Origin of the sequence: Pseudorhizobium flavum, from assembly GCF_044142885.1 — a bacterium.
Classification (GTDB): Bacteria; Pseudomonadota; Alphaproteobacteria; order Rhizobiales; family Rhizobiaceae; genus Neorhizobium; species Neorhizobium flavum.
In genome coordinates this window covers 490,946-505,656 of the sequence record NZ_JBIOKZ010000002.1, presented here as the reverse complement: position 1 = coordinate 505,656, position 14,711 = coordinate 490,946, and the positions used below count along the sequence as shown (strand labels likewise).

General features: G+C 61.1%; 16 protein-coding genes and 1 pseudogene. 5 read left to right on the top strand and 12 right to left on the bottom strand.

All coding sequences use genetic code 11. The features are described from left to right. Positions 1 to 94 precede the first annotated feature (94 nt). From ACEPP2_RS05955 to ACEPP2_RS05945, 3 genes and pseudogenes are all read left to right on the top strand, one after another. Positions 95 to 499, top strand: a complete 405-nt coding sequence (locus ACEPP2_RS05955) for an SRPBCC family protein (RefSeq protein WP_142587730.1) — start codon at positions 95 to 97, stop codon at positions 497 to 499. 77 nt (positions 500 to 576) lie between these two features. After that, positions 577 to 1,995, top strand: a complete 1,419-nt coding sequence (locus ACEPP2_RS05950) for an alanine/glycine:cation symporter family protein (protein ID WP_281978335.1) — start codon at positions 577 to 579, stop codon at positions 1,993 to 1,995. Positions 1,996 to 2,021: 26 nt separating this feature from the next. After that, positions 2,022 to 2,377 (top strand): annotated as a pseudogene (locus ACEPP2_RS05945) (VOC family protein). A 45-nt stretch (positions 2,378 to 2,422) separates the two neighbouring features. On the opposite strand, the gene ccoP reads toward ACEPP2_RS05945, so the two are convergent. From ccoP to ccoN, 4 genes are read right to left on the bottom strand one after another with little or no spacing between them, the layout of a single operon-like run. Continuing rightward, positions 2,423 to 3,286 (bottom strand): cytochrome-c oxidase, cbb3-type subunit III, encoded by an 864-nt coding sequence (gene ccoP, locus ACEPP2_RS05940; RefSeq protein WP_052638565.1) that lies wholly within the window; start codon positions 3,284 to 3,286, stop codon positions 2,423 to 2,425. A gap of 3 nt (positions 3,287 to 3,289) precedes the next feature. Further along, entirely contained in the window at positions 3,290 to 3,442 is a 153-nt protein-coding gene (locus tag ACEPP2_RS05935; protein ID WP_052638566.1) for a CcoQ/FixQ family Cbb3-type cytochrome c oxidase assembly chaperone, read from the bottom strand. Positions 3,443 to 3,452: 10 nt separating this feature from the next. After that, the gene (ccoO, locus tag ACEPP2_RS05930; RefSeq protein ID WP_052638567.1) at positions 3,453 to 4,184 is read right to left on the bottom strand and encodes a cytochrome-c oxidase, cbb3-type subunit II; all 732 of its coding nucleotides are present in this window, start codon (positions 4,182 to 4,184) and stop codon (positions 3,453 to 3,455) included. Positions 4,185 to 4,195: 11 nt separating this feature from the next. Continuing rightward, on the bottom strand, positions 4,196 to 5,821 hold the full coding sequence (gene ccoN / locus ACEPP2_RS05925) for a cytochrome-c oxidase, cbb3-type subunit I (protein WP_395516062.1): 1,626 nt from the start codon (positions 5,819 to 5,821) through the stop codon (positions 4,196 to 4,198). A gap of 203 nt (positions 5,822 to 6,024) precedes the next feature. Here ccoN and ACEPP2_RS05920 point away from each other — a divergent pair, with 203 nt between their 5' ends. Then, positions 6,025 to 6,513 (top strand): hemerythrin domain-containing protein, encoded by a 489-nt coding sequence (locus ACEPP2_RS05920; protein ID WP_395516061.1) that lies wholly within the window; start codon positions 6,025 to 6,027, stop codon positions 6,511 to 6,513. A gap of 3 nt (positions 6,514 to 6,516) precedes the next feature. Here the strand turns inward: ACEPP2_RS05920 and ACEPP2_RS05915 are convergent, their stop codons facing one another. The 7 genes from ACEPP2_RS05915 to ACEPP2_RS05885 form a co-directional block, all read right to left on the bottom strand. Continuing rightward, complete coding sequence (locus ACEPP2_RS05915; protein ID WP_281978339.1) at positions 6,517 to 7,236, bottom strand: PAS domain-containing protein; 720 nt, start codon at positions 7,234 to 7,236, stop codon at positions 6,517 to 6,519. Between the two features lie 133 nt (positions 7,237 to 7,369). Then, positions 7,370 to 8,299 (bottom strand): lipid A biosynthesis lauroyl acyltransferase, encoded by a 930-nt coding sequence (locus ACEPP2_RS05910; protein WP_395516169.1) that lies wholly within the window; start codon positions 8,297 to 8,299, stop codon positions 7,370 to 7,372. A 10-nt stretch (positions 8,300 to 8,309) separates the two neighbouring features. After that, entirely contained in the window at positions 8,310 to 9,338 is a 1,029-nt protein-coding gene (locus ACEPP2_RS05905; protein WP_395516060.1) for a zinc-binding dehydrogenase, read from the bottom strand. Positions 9,339 to 9,397: 59 nt separating this feature from the next. Further along, complete coding sequence (locus ACEPP2_RS05900) at positions 9,398 to 10,684, bottom strand: beta-ketoacyl-ACP synthase (RefSeq protein WP_077546479.1); 1,287 nt, start codon at positions 10,682 to 10,684, stop codon at positions 9,398 to 9,400. A gap of 11 nt (positions 10,685 to 10,695) precedes the next feature. Further along, a complete protein-coding gene (locus ACEPP2_RS05895) occupies positions 10,696 to 11,901 on the bottom strand; it encodes a beta-ketoacyl-ACP synthase (RefSeq protein ID WP_077546480.1) in 1,206 nt (401 codons plus the stop codon). Positions 11,902 to 11,922: 21 nt separating this feature from the next. After that, positions 11,923 to 12,396: a 3-hydroxyacyl-ACP dehydratase FabZ family protein gene (locus tag ACEPP2_RS05890; protein ID WP_077546481.1), complete on the bottom strand. Its 474-nt coding sequence runs from the start codon at positions 12,394 to 12,396 to the stop codon at positions 11,923 to 11,925. Positions 12,397 to 12,418: 22 nt separating this feature from the next. After that, positions 12,419 to 12,697, bottom strand: coding sequence for an acyl carrier protein (locus ACEPP2_RS05885; protein ID WP_003502893.1), 279 nt, complete (start codon positions 12,695 to 12,697; stop codon positions 12,419 to 12,421). A gap of 253 nt (positions 12,698 to 12,950) precedes the next feature. On the opposite strand from ACEPP2_RS05885, the gene ACEPP2_RS05880 reads away from it, so the two are divergent. After that, the gene (locus tag ACEPP2_RS05880) at positions 12,951 to 13,679 is read left to right on the top strand and encodes a Crp/Fnr family transcriptional regulator (RefSeq protein WP_152340018.1); all 729 of its coding nucleotides are present in this window, start codon (positions 12,951 to 12,953) and stop codon (positions 13,677 to 13,679) included. Positions 13,680 to 13,687: 8 nt separating this feature from the next. On the opposite strand, the gene ACEPP2_RS05875 is transcribed toward ACEPP2_RS05880, so the two are convergent. Beyond that, positions 13,688 to 14,647, bottom strand: coding sequence for a nucleoside hydrolase (locus tag ACEPP2_RS05875; protein WP_077546483.1), 960 nt, complete (start codon positions 14,645 to 14,647; stop codon positions 13,688 to 13,690). Positions 14,648 to 14,711: the final 64 nt, after the last annotated feature.

Sequence of the window (14,711 nt, the reverse complement as noted above, 5' to 3'; positions counted from 1 at the left end):
CCATCTGGGCCGGCAAGTATCCTTGATATAAATCAAGTAGCGACGCAGAGACGTCGCGCTCATTGTCGCAGGCCAAAGATCGGAGGAGCAGAGCTTGGCATCGTATCAGGTCGAGATCATCCACACGACAATCAACAGGAACTGGCACGAGGTGTACGACTTCGCCAGCCAGCCCCGGAACATGGCAAGATGGGCTGCCGGTCTTGCCGCCGGGCTGAAGCAGGATCGCGATGAATGGATTGGGGACGGCGGACCTCTTGGCGACATCCGCATACGGTTCGTCCCGCCGAACGCGCTCGGCGTCATCGACCACGACGTCACCCTGCCGGGCGGACAGGTCGTGCACAACGCGCTGCGCGTCGTGCCGAATGGCGACGGTGCCGTCGTCATGTTCACCCTGATCCGCCAGCCGGATATGGACGATGTTGCGTTCCAGGCGGACGCCGACGCCATACGGCGGGATCTCGCAGCATTGAAATCTCTTCTGGAAGAGCTCTGAGCGCGAGAGGCGGTGGCTTTCCTATTTGCCGTCCCGCCCTACCATAGGCTTCATCTACTGCCTCTCGGGAGAGCTCAATGACCGCGCTGATCGACCTGCTGAACCTGATCCTCTGGGAATATGTCCTGGTCTATGGGCTGCTGGCGGTCGGGCTCTACTTCACGATCCGGCTTCGGTTGATCCAGTTCCTGCACTTCGGCGAGATGTTTCGCGTCCTACGGAGCAGCCCCACCGAAGATGATGCGGGGATCAGCCCTTTCCAGGCGTTGACCGTCAGCCTCGCCTCCCGGGTTGGCACGGGCAATATCGCCGGCGTCGCGGTCGCACTCTATCTCGGCGGGCCAGGCGCCATCTTCTGGATGTGGATGGTGTCGCTCGTTGGGATGGCGACCGCCTATTCAGAGAGTGCCTTGGCGCAGCTCTACAAGGTCAAGAACGAAGAAGGCATGTATCGCGGCGGACCCGCCTTCTATATCGCCCGCGGGCTGCGCGCTCCCTGGGCCGGCGGCATTTTCTCCATCTGCCTCATCCTCTCGTTCGGCCTCGTCTTCAACGCGGTCCAGGCGAATTCCATCGCCGATGCCATGGAGGGTGCATTTGGTCTGCCGAAGCTGGGGGTCGGCGTCGTGGTCGCCGTGCTCGCCGGCATCGTCATCTTCGGCGGGATCCGCCAAATCGCGCGCGTCGCGGAACTGATCGTACCCTTCATGGCAGGCGCATACCTCTTGGCTGCTATCTACGTGCTCATCACCAACTGGTCGGAAGTCCCGGCAGTCATCGGCAGTATCTTCGCCAGCGCCTTTGGCTGGCAGGAAGCGGCGGGCGGCGCGACTGGCGGCATCATGGCGGCAATGATGAACGGCGTAAAGCGCGGACTGTTTTCCAACGAAGCCGGCATGGGATCGGCCCCGAACATTGCCGCAGTCGCTACGCCACAGCCACACCACCCCTCATCCCAAGGCTTCGTCCAGGCTCTTGGTGTGTTCATCGACACCCTCCTTGTCTGTACGGCGACGGCCATCATGATTCTGCTTTCTGGTGCCTTGGTTCCGGAAAGCGGCGTCACCGGCGCCCAGTTGACGCAGGCCGCGCTCGGCGAACATCTCGGGACCTTCGGCGCCTATTTCATCGCGATCGCCATCTTCTTCTTCGCGTTCACGTCGATCATCGGCAATTATTCCTATGCGGAGAACGCCATGACGTTTCTGGGAGCCGGAACGGGCATCGGCATTATGATCCTGCGCAGCGCCGTCCTGTTGATGGTCATCTGGGGTGCCTATGAGACCGTTACCACGGTCTTCAACGCAGCTGACGCCTCGATGGGCCTGATGGCGACCATCAACCTGATCGCCATCGTGCTCCTGTCGGGTACCGTCGCCAAGCTGACGAAGGACTATTTTGCTCAAAGGAAGGCTGGTGAATCGCCAGTCTTCCATGCGGCCGACTATCCGGAACTCGCAGGCAAGATCGACAAGACGATCTGGACCCGCGACTGAAAGCGAGATCATTTAGGAGAAAGCCAATGGCTGCCGAAGGCGCCGATCGGAAGATCGATTACATCGAGTTCAACGTACGCGATATGAGCGCGCAAAGCAGTTCTACGGCGAGGCCTTCGCCTGGTCGTTTAAGGATTACGGGCCAGACTATTGTGAGTTTGGCGACGGCCGGCTGACCGGCGGCTTTGCGAAAGCTCATACGGTCATGCCGAAAGGCGGACCGCTGGTTATACTGTATTGTTCGGACCTGGAGGCGGCGCTGTCGCGGGTGGAGAAGGCGGGAGGCCAGATTTCCCGGCCGACCTTCGACTTTCCGGGCGGCAGACGCTTCCATTTCATCGACCCCGAAGGATACGAGTTGGGAGTCTGGTCGAACGCATGAAAAAGGCCGCGCCACGGCGCGACCTCCAAGTTCGATGGGAGAGATCTACTCTCCGCCGCCCAGCGAGTGGACGTAGACTGCCAGTTGCTTGACCGTCTCGTTGCTCAGGCGGGCGTTCCAGGCCGGCATGACGCCATGACGCGGAGCCTGGATCTGCTGCGCAATCTCCGCCTCGCCCTGGACCTTTAGCCAGATCGCGTCGGCAAGATTGGGAGCGCCGAGATCGCGTACGCCTTCACCGCTTTCGCCATGGCAGGAGGCGCAGTTGTCGGCATAGAGCTGCTGGCCCGGCTCCACCATCGAAGGGTCGCGCGGCGTGCCGCTGAGGCTGACGACATAGGCCGCCACCTGCCGGACCTCCTCGGGCTGGAGGATATCGATGAATGCCGGCATTTCCGATACTCGCGTATCTGCGTCGACCGGATCGCGAACCCCATGTGCGATGGTCTGGTAGATCGCGTTGATGTCGCCGCCCCACAGCCACTCGTCGTCATTGAGGTTTGGATAGCCCTGCCCGCCTGCAGCACCCGTGCCATGGCACTGGACGCAGTTGACCCGGAAGGCCGAGGCGCCGCCGGCAGTGGCGAACTGTGCGAGTTGCGGGTCGGCTAGGATTTCCTCAAGCGAGACCTTCGAGATCTTTTCGATGACTTCGCCCTGAGCAATCTTTGCCCCTTCCAGGTCACCCGCCAGTTCGGCCCGGCTGGAATAGTTCAGCACGCCCTTGGTCGCTTCATTGACCAGCGGCCAGGCCGGATAAAGGATCGTGTAGCCAAGGGCCCAGACAATGGTGGCGTAGAACGTCCAGACCCACCAGCGGGGCATCGGGTTGTTCAACTCGCGAATGCCATCCCACTCGTGTCCGGTGGTTTCGACGCCGCTGATTTCGTCAATATGCTTGTCCGCCATCTATCAATCCTCCTTCAGAGGGATCTGGGCGGCATCCTTGGCAAGAGCCTTGGCGCCCGGGCGCAGGGTGAAAAGGACAACACCGATAAAGAACAGGGTCATGGCAAGCAGGGCCCAGCTGTCGGCGAAAGCGCGAAGTGCTGTGTAGATTTCCATCGGATCCTCCTCAGCGATAGCCAGCGGTGGCGTCATAGGTCGAGAAGTCGACCAGCGTACCGAGCATCTGGAGATAGGCCACAAGAGCGTCCATCTCGGTCAGCTCGGCAGCATTTCCGTCGAAATCACCGATCTTCGCCTTCGGGTAGCGCTCGCTGATACCTGACGTGTCTGCATTGGGATCCGCCTGCGCCTTGAGGTCCGCCGCGGCGTTTTCCAGCATCTCATCGGTATAGGGCACGCCCACCGCCCGATTGGCACTGAGCTCCATGGCGACATTAGTCACCTGCAGCGGCGTGTCCTTCAGGAAGGAGTAGCTCGGCATGACCGATTCAGGCACGACCGACCGTGGCTCGATCAGGTGCTGCACGTGCCATTCGTTCGAATAGCGGTCGCCGACGCGGGCGAGGTCGGGCCCCGTCCGCTTCGAACCCCACTGAAACGGGTGGTCATACATGGATTCTGCCGCCAGGCTGTAGTGGCCGTAGCGCTCCACCTCGTCGCGGAACGGCCGGATCATCTGGCTGTGACAGGTGTAGCACCCTTCACGGATGTAGATGTTGCGACCGGCCAGTTCGAGCGGCGAATAGGGGCGCATGCCCTCTACCTTTTCGATCGTGTTCTCCAGGTAGAAGAGCGGCACAATCTCGACGATCCCGCCGATCGACACCACGAAGAGGGAGCCGACCAGAAGCAGGGTCGCGTTACGTTCAACAAATTTGTGTTTGTCCAGAAGAGCCATGGATCCGCTCCTTATTCGGCCGGCTGGAGGGCCGCGGGTGCAGCAGCACCCGGAACCTTTTCGCGTCGCTCATAGCCGAGGATTGTCATCGTGATGTTGAAGGCCATGATCAACGCACCAGCGAGGAACATGGCGCCACCGACGGCACGCAGCACGTAGTACGGGAACATGGCTGCGACTGATTCGGCGAACGAGTAGACAAGGAAGCCCTGGTCATCGTATTCGCGCCACATCAGGCCCTGCTGGACACCGGCAACCCACATCACGGCCGCGTAGACGACGATGCCGAGAGTGGCCAGCCAGAAGTGCCAGTTGACCAGCTGGATGCTGTAGAGCCGGTTGCGGTTCCAGAGCTTCGGAACGAGGTAGTAAAGCGCGCCGAAGGTGATCATGCCGTTCCAGCCGAGAGCACCCGAATGCACGTGGCCGATCGTCCAGTCCGTGTAGTGGCTGAGCGAGTTGACCGCCTTGACCGACATCATCGGGCCTTCGAAGGTCGCCATGCCGTAGAAGGCGACGGCGATGACCATCATGCGCACGATCGGGTCTGTACGGATCTTGTCCCAGGCGCCCGAGAGCGTCATCAGGCCGTTGATCATGCCGCCCCAGGAGGGCATCCAGAGCATGACGGAAAAGACCATGCCGAGCGTCTGCGCCCAGTCAGGCAGTGCCGTGTAATGCAGATGGTGGGGGCCGGCCCAGATGTACATGAAGATCAGCGCCCAGAAGTGGATGATCGACAGGCGGTAGGAATAGACGGGACGGTTCACCTGTTTCGGGATGAAGTAGTACATCATGCCGAGGAAGCCGGCCGTCAGGAAGAAGCCGACTGCGTTATGGCCGTACCACCACTGCGTCAGGGCGTCCTGAACCCCGGAAAAGGCCGAGTAGCTCTTGGATCCAAGGAACGACACTGGAATGGCCAGGTTGTTGACCACGTGCAGCATCGCAATGGTGACGATGAAGGACAGGTAGAACCAGTTGGCCACATAGATGTGGGGCTCTTTGCGCCTCAGGATCGTTCCCAGGAAGACCACGAGATAGGCAACCCAGACAATCGTGAGCCAGAGGTCCACGTACCACTCCGGTTCCGCGTATTCGCGGGACTGGGTAATGCCGAGCAGATAGCCCGTCGCGGCCATGACGATGAAGAGCTGGTAGCCCCAGAAGACGAACCAGGCGAGGTTGCCACCAAAAAGTCGCGCGCGGGAGGTGCGCTGCACCACATGGAATGACGTCGCGATGAGCGCATTGCCTCCGAAGGCGAAGATCACCGCCGAGGTGTGGAGCGGTCGCGTCCGTCCGAAGTTCAGCCAGGGCTCAATGTTGAGGTCGGGGAAGGCCAATTGCAACGCCACGATGACGCCGACCAGAAAACCGACAACGCCCCAGAACATCGTTGCGATGACGCCATACTTGACGACCTCATCCAGATATTCCGATTGGCGGGCAGCCTTCTGCGCCGCCGTGATCGGTGCGAAGTTGGCACGGCGCACCATGACGACGGTACCGGCAAACAGCGCGAAGAAAAGTACCCACATATGGGCAGCGAAAAGACTGTCATGGGCAAAGGCCACACCCAGCAAAGCCAGGAAAGCGCCGACCGCCAAGGCCAGTGTTTCTACGGTATAGTTCATGTTGGACATCCCCCAACGGCGTGTTTCAATCTCGCGTCGATCATCATGGCAACCCGAATCCCTCGGCGGCCAGACCATCGGCGATTGTGGCCAGCTTTGCCACCGACACGTCAGGGCAGCCTTGATTTGGATCAAGGCGCGAAAAGTCTCCCTCGGCGAATCTCGGCCTCAGCTCATAACACTGGCCATGATCGAGGCGATAAATGACCATGAATCAGAGATCTGACGAACAGAGCCTTATTCTCTTGGGCCGCGGGAAAGTGCTGCCCGATGAAGAGATCGTTGCCTGGCTCCGCAGTGCACATGCCGAGCAACTGGCCCTCTGCGACGAACTGGAGGAGATCGCCGATTCGCTTCCGTCCAACATCAACAAGCAGAAGTGTATCTACGCCGCCAAGACGCTCGTACCGATGATCCAGGCGCTCCACCGCTATGAGGAAACCGTTCTGTTCCCGCGCGTCCAACAGAAGAACGCGGTCGCCGACAGCGGCGAAACCCTGTCACGCTTGAGATACGAGCATCTCGAGGACGAGGGCTATGCGGAGGAGCTCACCGAAACGCTCCTGAAGCTTGGCTCCAGTGATCCCGTCAACATCGAGGCTGTCGGCTACATGCTCCGGGGCTTCTTCGAGGGGATGCGCCGGCACATCGCGTTCGAACAGGCCCACCTGCTCAAAACCCTCGCCAACTGATCCTCAGCCTACGCTTCTGCGTCGGCGTCGGTCTGCCATTTCCTGCATCACCACCATTGCGCCGACCTGCGCCCGCGCCTCGGTAAAGCACGGGGACATTCGGCAGGAAATGACGACGGTATCGCCGTCTCTTTCCTCGGCATAGGTCAGCGACACGCTCTCCCCCGCGAGGCAGCGATCCAGCGGCTCACGAAGATCGCACTGGAAATGGTGTATGCCGATCAACTCGGCAAAATGTTTGCCGATCACCTTCTCCTTGGACAACCCCAACTGCCGAGCGTTTGTCTCGTTCGAATAGAAGACTCGATAGCCCGGAACAACCACCAGAATCCGTTCGGCAATGCCGTCGAACAGCGCGGGATCGAGCAGACCGTTGATCGTGTTCCCGCCTTCGCTCGATTCGGTGTGATCCGATCTCTTTCCTGGGATCTCGCCTGCGGCGCGCCCGATCTGGGGAGCGAGGTAGCGCTCGACCAGCATCTGCAGAAGGTGGCCGTTGCGATGCACGCACCCTCTGTCGTCAGCCTCCGTCTTCAGCAGTTCCAGAGCGAACCTGAATTGTGCCTGGATGCCGGCAGCATCCGTGACTTCGTGACGGAATATCGCCTGAAGAAGCGGGTCGATCTCCTGATCCAGCGCGTGAATCGTGACGTTGTCTTCCCGATCTATCGCTGTCTGCAGCCGGCCATACTTGGACCAGAAGAGGTCGATCAAAGCTTCCACACACCACCTCCCCGGAGCGGAGATCTTCTCACGGCAGCCGGAACCCAGCCGGCTCGCCCTGTCGCAACACGCCGACATAAGGACGCAAACTTGCGCGAGCATTGATCAATTCCCGCTCGCACGCAAGACATGCTCAGTCCGTCAGCATCTTCTTGATCGCCCAACGGTCGTGATACCACAGCCACTGATCCGGATACTCCCGCACCCAGCTCTCGACTTTGTCGTTCAGCATCTGAGCCGTCGCCTGCACATCGACCGCTCCACTGGCATTTCTCGGCACTTCGATCCGCGGTTCGATCTCCAGGCGATAGCGATTGCCGGGAAGACGGATGCAGCGAGCCGGGTAGACCTCGACGTCGAACTGGCGCACCAGCTTGGCGAGCAGCGGGTTGGTCCGCACCGGTCTGCCGAAGAAGGACGTGGTCAGGCCGCGGCCAAACTTCTGGTCCACCAGCACCCCCACCCCGCCACCGGCCTCCAGCCGTCGCGCCAGAGCAAAGGAGGACCCGGCATGCGACGGCACCAACTGGCCCATGCGGGCGCTACGGAACGCGAAGACTTTCTCGGCGATGTAGGGATTGTTCGGCGGACGAAAGAGGACCATCACATCCAGACCAAAACTGTTGCCGGCGACCGGAAGCAGCTCGAAATTGCCGGTATGGGCAGTAAAGACGATGAACGGTCGCGGATTGTCGCGGAGATCCAGGAAAAGCGGTATCCCCGATACCTCAATACGACCAGGCGCCGAACGCTCAGGGTCGAAGTCGAAAAGGCGATCGAGGAAAACGTACTCGGCGGCAAGACGGCCCATGTGCCCCCAGCTCGCGAGCGCGATCTCCTGCAACTCACCATCCGATTTTTCCGGATAGGCGTTACGCAGGTTGGTCAGCATCAGCCTGTGACGACCAAGCTTCGGACCGATCCACCTTGCTACCCGATCCGAAAAGCTGATCGCAGCATCGGCGGGCAATAGCTTCAGCACATTGAGAATCGCGAAGACCGCCTGCGCCACCAGCCACTGCTGGAAACGCCGGAGACCGAGCACGACCCTCCTAAGGAACATCTTCAAGGGATCAATCCATCCTGAGGACGATCTTGCCGAATACCTGTCTCGTCTCCATGCGCTCGAGCGCCCGATCGATGTCTTCGAAGGTCACTTCCGTATCGATCACCGGATGAACGACCCCGCGCGCCATCTTCTGCATGGCATCCGCCATGTTTTCCATGCGGCAGCCGAAGGAGCCGAGCAGCTTCAGCTGCTGCTGGAAAAGCATCATCAGGTTCATGCTTGTGGAGACGCCGGAGGTGGAGCCGCAGGTAACGAGCCGCCCTCCCCGCTTCAGCGACAGCATGGAGCCGGCCCAGGTATCAGCGCCGACATGTTCGAAGACGACGTCGACGCCCTTTTTCTTCGTCAGCTTGCGGACGACGCCTTCGAAGCGATCGGTGCGATAGTTGATGACATGATCGGCGCCGAGCGCCTTGGCGCGCTCGATCTTGTCGTCCGAACCGACGGTGGTGATCACCGTGCAACCCGTCTTCTTGGCAAGCTGGATCGCCGCCGTGCCAATCCCAGACCCGCCGGCATGCACGAGGATCGTTTCACCGGGCTCGAGCTTGGCATTGTCGAACAGCATGTGCTCGACGGTGCCGAAGGTGACGGGCGCCAAGGCTGCACCAACGGCATCGACACCCGGAGGCGCCGGAACGAGCAGGCGTGCCGGCAGGTTCGTCTTCTCCTGGGCGAAGCCGTCCAGGTGGAAGCCGTGGACGCCGGAGACGTTCTCACACAGATTGTCGCGCTTTTCACGGCACGGCTTGCACAGCCCACACGTCCGCGCGCCGTAAATCGAGACAAGCTGGCCGGGAAGGAGGTTGGAGACGCCAGGACCGATTGCTTCGACCACGCCCGATGCTTCCGCGCCAATGGTGAGCGGCATCTTGCGCTTGGCGAACGCCATTCCGCGCCAGCCCCAAACGTCGATGTGATTGAGTGCTACGGCCTTGACACGAAGCGTGACCTCGCCTGGACCGGGCGCTTCGGGCTCGGGAATGTCCACAGCCTCGAGCTTGCGGTCGTCGATCAGTTGCAGAGCGCGCATAACAGGTCTTCCTTCGCCCGAAGGCGTTCCAGATCGTCAGAAGGGGTTGGCGACGGTCTCTAAGCCGGTTCCAGCGTCATGACAAGGCTGGCATTCTGCCCGCCGAAGCCGAAGGAGTTCGACAGCACGGCCCTAACCTGCTGATCCCTCTTCTGGTTTGGCACCACATCGAGCACGATCGTCGGGTCCGGATTGACGTAGTTGATCGTCGGCGGAAGTGTGCCGGTCAGCATCGTCTGGATCGAGAACACCGCCTCGACGGCTCCGGCCGCCGTCAGCGTATGGCCGATCATCGACTTGTTCGACGAGACCGGAATATCCTTCAAACGCTCCCCGAAGACGGCGAGCATGGAGCCATACTCCATCTTGTCGTTTTCCGGCGTGGAAGTGCCATGGGCATTGATGTAGCCGATGGCCGTCTCATCCATGCCGGCGTCTTCCAAGGCCGCACGAATGGTAGCGATTGCCGGGCCACCGTCCGGTGAGGAACGGGTTCGGTGGAAATGGTCAGCCTTCTCGCCGCAGCCCTTTAGGATACCAAGCACCTTCGCACCACGGGCGACCGCCGATTCCAACGACTCGAGAACGAGTGTCGCCGCACCTTCGGCAATGACGAAGCCGTCGCGATCCTTGCTGAACGGCTTGGACGCCTTCTCCGGCGGATCGTTCTGAGTCGAAAGAGCAGAAAGCAGCGAGAAGCGGATCAACGCTTCGGCACTGACGGAACCATCCGTCGCAACAACCAGCGAACGGTCGGTGCGGCCCTGGCGGATCGCTTCGACCCCGAGCTGGATGGCGGTAGCCCCGGAAGCACAGGCCGTTGAAAGCGTCACAGGGAGCCCGCGGGTGCCGAACCGGTCGGAAAGGCGCTCCGAGATCGAGCCGAACTGGACAGCCTCCAGGAAGGCGGGATCGGGACGTTGGCGCATCGCTGTCAGGAACCGATCATAGGCGTCGCCCTCCACCTGCGATGGTGGTGCGCGATCGGCCAGTGCGAAACGTGCCGACCACTCCGGCTCGACCGGCGGTGCCGCCAGGAAGAGCGGGCCTTCGAAGTCTCCGGAAAGGCCCGCCTGCGCAATTGCTTCCGCCGTTGTCTCGCGTGCGAAGGCATAGGAGCGCTCGACGGCGTTTTCGACCGGAACGTCGATGAAGTCGACGGTGCCGCTGATGCGCGTCGATAGGCCTTCGGTCGGGAAGCGGGTGATCTTGTGGATGCCCGACGTGCCGGAGGTAAGTGCCGCCCAGTTGTCCTGCAGCCCCTGCCCCAGCGAGGTGATGACGCCCATGCCGGTCACGGCAATGATCGGCCGGCCGAGATGATCGGTGAAGCGGTTGTCGCTCATGGTCGTTCTCCTCACGCGTTCAGCGACAGGACCGCAAGGCCCTCGCCGCGCGTATAGCCAACCGTCGTCACCACGGCGCGGTTCGCCGGCGCCGGCATCGGCTGTTCAAGGCTGGAATCGAAGGAAGGCACGCGAAGGTCGCCGTCAAGCGCGAGCGCCGCGAGCGCCAGACCGAGCGGGAATTGGGCCTCCATGCCGTGGCCCGTCACCCCACCATAGCCGCGTAGCGTGGCGCCGGGGAAGGTCTTCTGGATGACATCGCGTTCGCGCGCAGTCGGATCAACCAGTCCGCTTGCGCCGGAAAAGACCAGCGTCTGGGCCGGATCCGCATCCAAGGCAAGCATTGATAGCCGCTCGAGGCGTTGCTCGAGCTTACCGTCGTCCCGGCTGCCGCGGTCACCTTCGACGGCGTCGATCGTGGCATAGATATGTGCACCACGCGCTTCGGCGTTCGCACGCGATTCCAGCACCAGGAAAGCACCGACGGAGCCCATTATCATGCCGCCGCCATTGTCAGCCGAACGCTGCCACAGCGGATGCCAGGAGCCGGTTGCATGCGCACGGATCCCCTCGACGAGCAGAATGATGTCGGCGCGTTCCGCAACGAAGGCACCGCCGACGAGCGAATGCGTCGACTGTCCCGACCTGATGCGATGATATGCCGTCTCGACAGCCGAGATGCCTGCAGCTTCCTCTCCCATGAACGTGCGTGAGGAACCGGTCACCTTGTGGACGATCGAGATATTGCCGGCGAGAAGGTTGGAAAGCTGGGCGAGGAAAAGCGTCGGGCGCAGCTCGGTCGTCAGCTTCTCGTTGAGCAGCGTCTCGCGATCATTGCGCTTCAGCGCCTCGTCGACAATCAGCGAATCCACCTTGATGTCGCGCTCGCCACCACCGGCGGCGACGATCATGTCCATCGTGGCACAGGCTTCGGCATTGTCTTTCAGGCCGGCATCATCGAGAGCCAGACCTGCGGCAAAGACGCCGAGCCGCTGCCAGTTCTCCATCTGCCGCTGGTCGCCTCTCTTGGCGATCTGCTGCGACCAGTCGATCTCGGGCATTGGATGCACGGGGTAGGGCTTGAAGCGCTCAGTCTCGACCTTCGGCGGCTCCACATCGGCGGCCGACAGAAGCGCGATATGCGGCTCCTTGCCAACGCCATGGCAGGTGACGATCCCGACACCGGTGATCACGACATCATTGTCAGACTTGCTCATCCTGTCCTCATTGCCTGGCGGTCACGCGCCAGCTTGAAGCGCGTCCATGAGCCCGACTTCTCTCGCACGCTTTCGAACGATGTCGGCAAGCGGCACCTCGCTGAACGGCATCGTGCGCAGCTTCAGTTGCGCGTCGCAGACCTTCTTGCCGTTCGACGTAATCTTCGCCTTCGTCACGGCGTAGCCGGACCCCTCATGCTCCAGAAACGCCTCGATGTCGAGTACAGCCTCCGGCTCCACGAACGACCGCATCTTGGCGCCATCGACCGACATCAGGAACGGCATGGCCGCGAAATCGGTAGCTGCGAGCACCAGCATGCCGGAGGCTTGTGCCATCGTCTCGATCAGAAGAACACCGGGAACGAGCGGCATTCCCGGGAAGTGACCTTCGAAGACCGGGCTTTTCGCCGGAACGACCGACCTAGCCTTCAATAGGTTGGTGGAGAGGTCCACGCTCTGCACCCGGTCGATCATCTGGAAGTATTCAAGCAGCATACGACGCTTGGGGAATGGCTTTTCAGCCCTTCGCCGCCCTCAGTTCGTCGATCTTCGCGCAGAGGTTCTTGAGGACGAAATACTCCTCGGTTGAAACCTTGCCTTCGTTGACTTCCTGCGTCCACTGCTCGAGCGGGATCTTGATGCCGAACTCCTTGTCGATCGCGAAGACGATGTCGAGGAAGTCCAGGCTGTCGATGCCGAGGTCGTCGATCGTGTGGCTTTCAGGCGTGATCGTTTCGCGATCGATCTCGCTGGTTTCCGCAATGATGTCGGCAACTTTATCGAATGTAGCAGTCACGCCAATGTCCTCTGAAATAACGATTCAGCGTCCCACATAGGGAAAACTCGGGCAAATGCCAATCCCCGTTGGCCCCGCCGGAACATTTGCCATCCGACTGTTGCAGACGGCGAACTCCTCGATCCGCGATCCTTCAACGCGCGAAGTGTCGCAGCGACGATTTCGCGAATGTTGATCCAGATCAATTCGCTGCATTAGCGGTTGACGATGATCCACATCATCTCGCAACTGCAAACTCAATCGGGGCAGCCAAATGGACATGCAGATCAAGGAGACCCAGAGCCGGGACATTCCGGGAGTCTGCCGATCCTGCGAAGCACGGCACGGAGGCATCTGTTCCGCCCTCACTCCGCCCCAGCTTGCCGAATTGAGCAAGCACGCCTCCCGGCGCAAGGTCGAGGCCGGAAACGAAATGATCGGCCAGGGTGAGAGCATAACGTCCTACAGCAGTATACTGAACGGCGTGGTGAAGCTGTCGAAGGTGATGGCGGATGGTCGCCAACAGATCGTTGGCCTGCAATTCGCGCCCGATTTCATGGGGCGTCCATTCCTGGGCGAAAGCCGGATGAGCGCCGAGGCTGCCACAGATACCGAGATCTGCGTCTTCCCCCGCCGGGCAATCGAGCGGCTGATGCGCGACGCCCCGAGCCTCGAGCGCCTCCTGCACAATCAGGCTCTTCAGGAACTTGATGACGCCCGCGACTGGATGCTGACGCTCGGCCGCAAGACCGCACAGGAGAAGGTGGCAAGCTTCCTGTGGCTCATCGCCAATCACAGCGACCCCGAAGTGGGCGACAGGAGCTTCTTTGACCTCCCGCTCTCACGATCGGACATTGCGGATTTTCTCGGCCTCACGATCGAGACGGTGAGCCGTCAGATGACAAAGCTCCGCAAGGACGGCGTGATCCAGATCGAGAACAATCGGCACATCACCGTGCCGGATCTTGAACGGCTGGCCGACGCGGCGGGCATCGACCAGTAGCGGCGATTTCAGGCCGCTTTCCCCTCGACGATTGCAGCCCGGATGACCTCAAGAACGCGATCGCCGTCCACATCCGTGCAGACGAGCTGGCTCGGATGGCCGTCCCAGTGACCGGGCGGGAAGACCTTTCCGTCGGGCTTCTGGATTGTCTGGCCGTCTGCGATTCCGCCACAGACGACCCGTATCGGTCCGCTGCGTGTTCTGAAAAGATGCGGAGCGACGAGGTAGACGCAGGCGCAACTGTCATGGATCACCATGCCATCGCCGACCCTATGCTTGTAGAATTCGATGTAGAACTGCGAGATGTTGGAGAGGAGCTGCACTGACGGCCCACCGACAGCCGCCATCTCCGCCAGATAACCGCTGGTCATCACCGTCTTCATCGTCACGTCGAGCCCGATCACTGTGACCCGCCAGGGAGCCGTGAAGACGAGATCGGCAGCTTCCGGATCGCCATGGATATTGGCTTCCGCGGCCGGGCTGACATTGCCGTTGAGGTCGAAGGCACCACCCATCACGACGACCTCTTTCACGAGCGCTGCGAAGTCCGGGTCTGCCTTCAGGGCCAGTGCCAGGTTGGTCATCCGGCCAACAGCGATCAGCGTTACCTCTCCCGGCTGCGCCCTCACCGTATCGATGATGAACTGCCACGCCGGCCGGCCATCCGCTTGCGCCTCCAACGCCTCAGGGATGTCGATGTCGCCCAGTCCGTTCTCCCCGTGAATGAAGGTGGGCCAGTGGCCTTCAGGACGCGCCGGGTCATAGGTCACGCCCGCGCCCCGCGCGACTGGCGCTGCAATGCCCCATTTCTGTTTCAGGTAGAGCGCATTTCGCGTCGTCAGCTCGATCGGTGCGTTACCGAAAACAGTCGTAACGCCGATAAGGTCGACCTCCGGATGCCGATGGAGGAAAAGCAACGCCATCGCGTCGTCAATGCCAGGATCCGTGTCGAAGATGACCTTGTGCATGGTAATGCCCTGCTAGCGTTGGAAAAGAGAAATGCCGCGCACCATATCGGCGATTCTTGGCGTT

Excerpts from the sequence above, each read along its gene's own strand:
- ACEPP2_RS05935 (WP_052638566.1), bottom strand. The coding sequence starts at position 3,442 with ATGGAAATCTACACAGCACTTCGCGCTTTCGCCGACAGCTGGGCCCTG.
- ACEPP2_RS05950 (WP_281978335.1), top strand. The coding sequence starts at position 577 with ATGACCGCGCTGATCGACCTGCTGAACCTGATCCTCTGGGAATATGTC.
- ACEPP2_RS05880 (WP_152340018.1), top strand. The coding sequence starts at position 12,951 with ATGGACATGCAGATCAAGGAGACCCAGAGCCGGGACATTCCGGGAGTC.
- ccoO (WP_052638567.1), bottom strand. The coding sequence starts at position 4,184 with ATGGCTCTTCTGGACAAACACAAATTTGTTGAACGTAACGCGACCCTG.
- ACEPP2_RS05890 (WP_077546481.1), bottom strand. The coding sequence starts at position 12,396 with ATGCTGCTTGAATACTTCCAGATGATCGACCGGGTGCAGAGCGTGGAC.
- ACEPP2_RS05910 (WP_395516169.1), bottom strand. The coding sequence starts at position 8,299 with ATGTTCCTTAGGAGGGTCGTGCTCGGTCTCCGGCGTTTCCAGCAGTGG.
- ACEPP2_RS05900 (WP_077546479.1), bottom strand. The coding sequence starts at position 10,684 with ATGAGCGACAACCGCTTCACCGATCATCTCGGCCGGCCGATCATTGCC.
- ACEPP2_RS05920 (WP_395516061.1), top strand. The coding sequence starts at position 6,025 with ATGACCATGAATCAGAGATCTGACGAACAGAGCCTTATTCTCTTGGGC.
- ccoP (WP_052638565.1), bottom strand. The coding sequence starts at position 3,286 with ATGGCGGACAAGCATATTGACGAAATCAGCGGCGTCGAAACCACCGGA.
- ACEPP2_RS05895 (WP_077546480.1), bottom strand. The coding sequence starts at position 11,901 with ATGAGCAAGTCTGACAATGATGTCGTGATCACCGGTGTCGGGATCGTC.
- ccoN (WP_395516062.1), bottom strand. The coding sequence starts at position 5,821 with ATGAACTATACCGTAGAAACACTGGCCTTGGCGGTCGGCGCTTTCCTG.
- ACEPP2_RS05875 (WP_077546483.1), bottom strand. The coding sequence starts at position 14,647 with ATGCACAAGGTCATCTTCGACACGGATCCTGGCATTGACGACGCGATG.
- ACEPP2_RS05905 (WP_395516060.1), bottom strand. The coding sequence starts at position 9,338 with ATGCGCGCTCTGCAACTGATCGACGACCGCAAGCTCGAGGCTGTGGAC.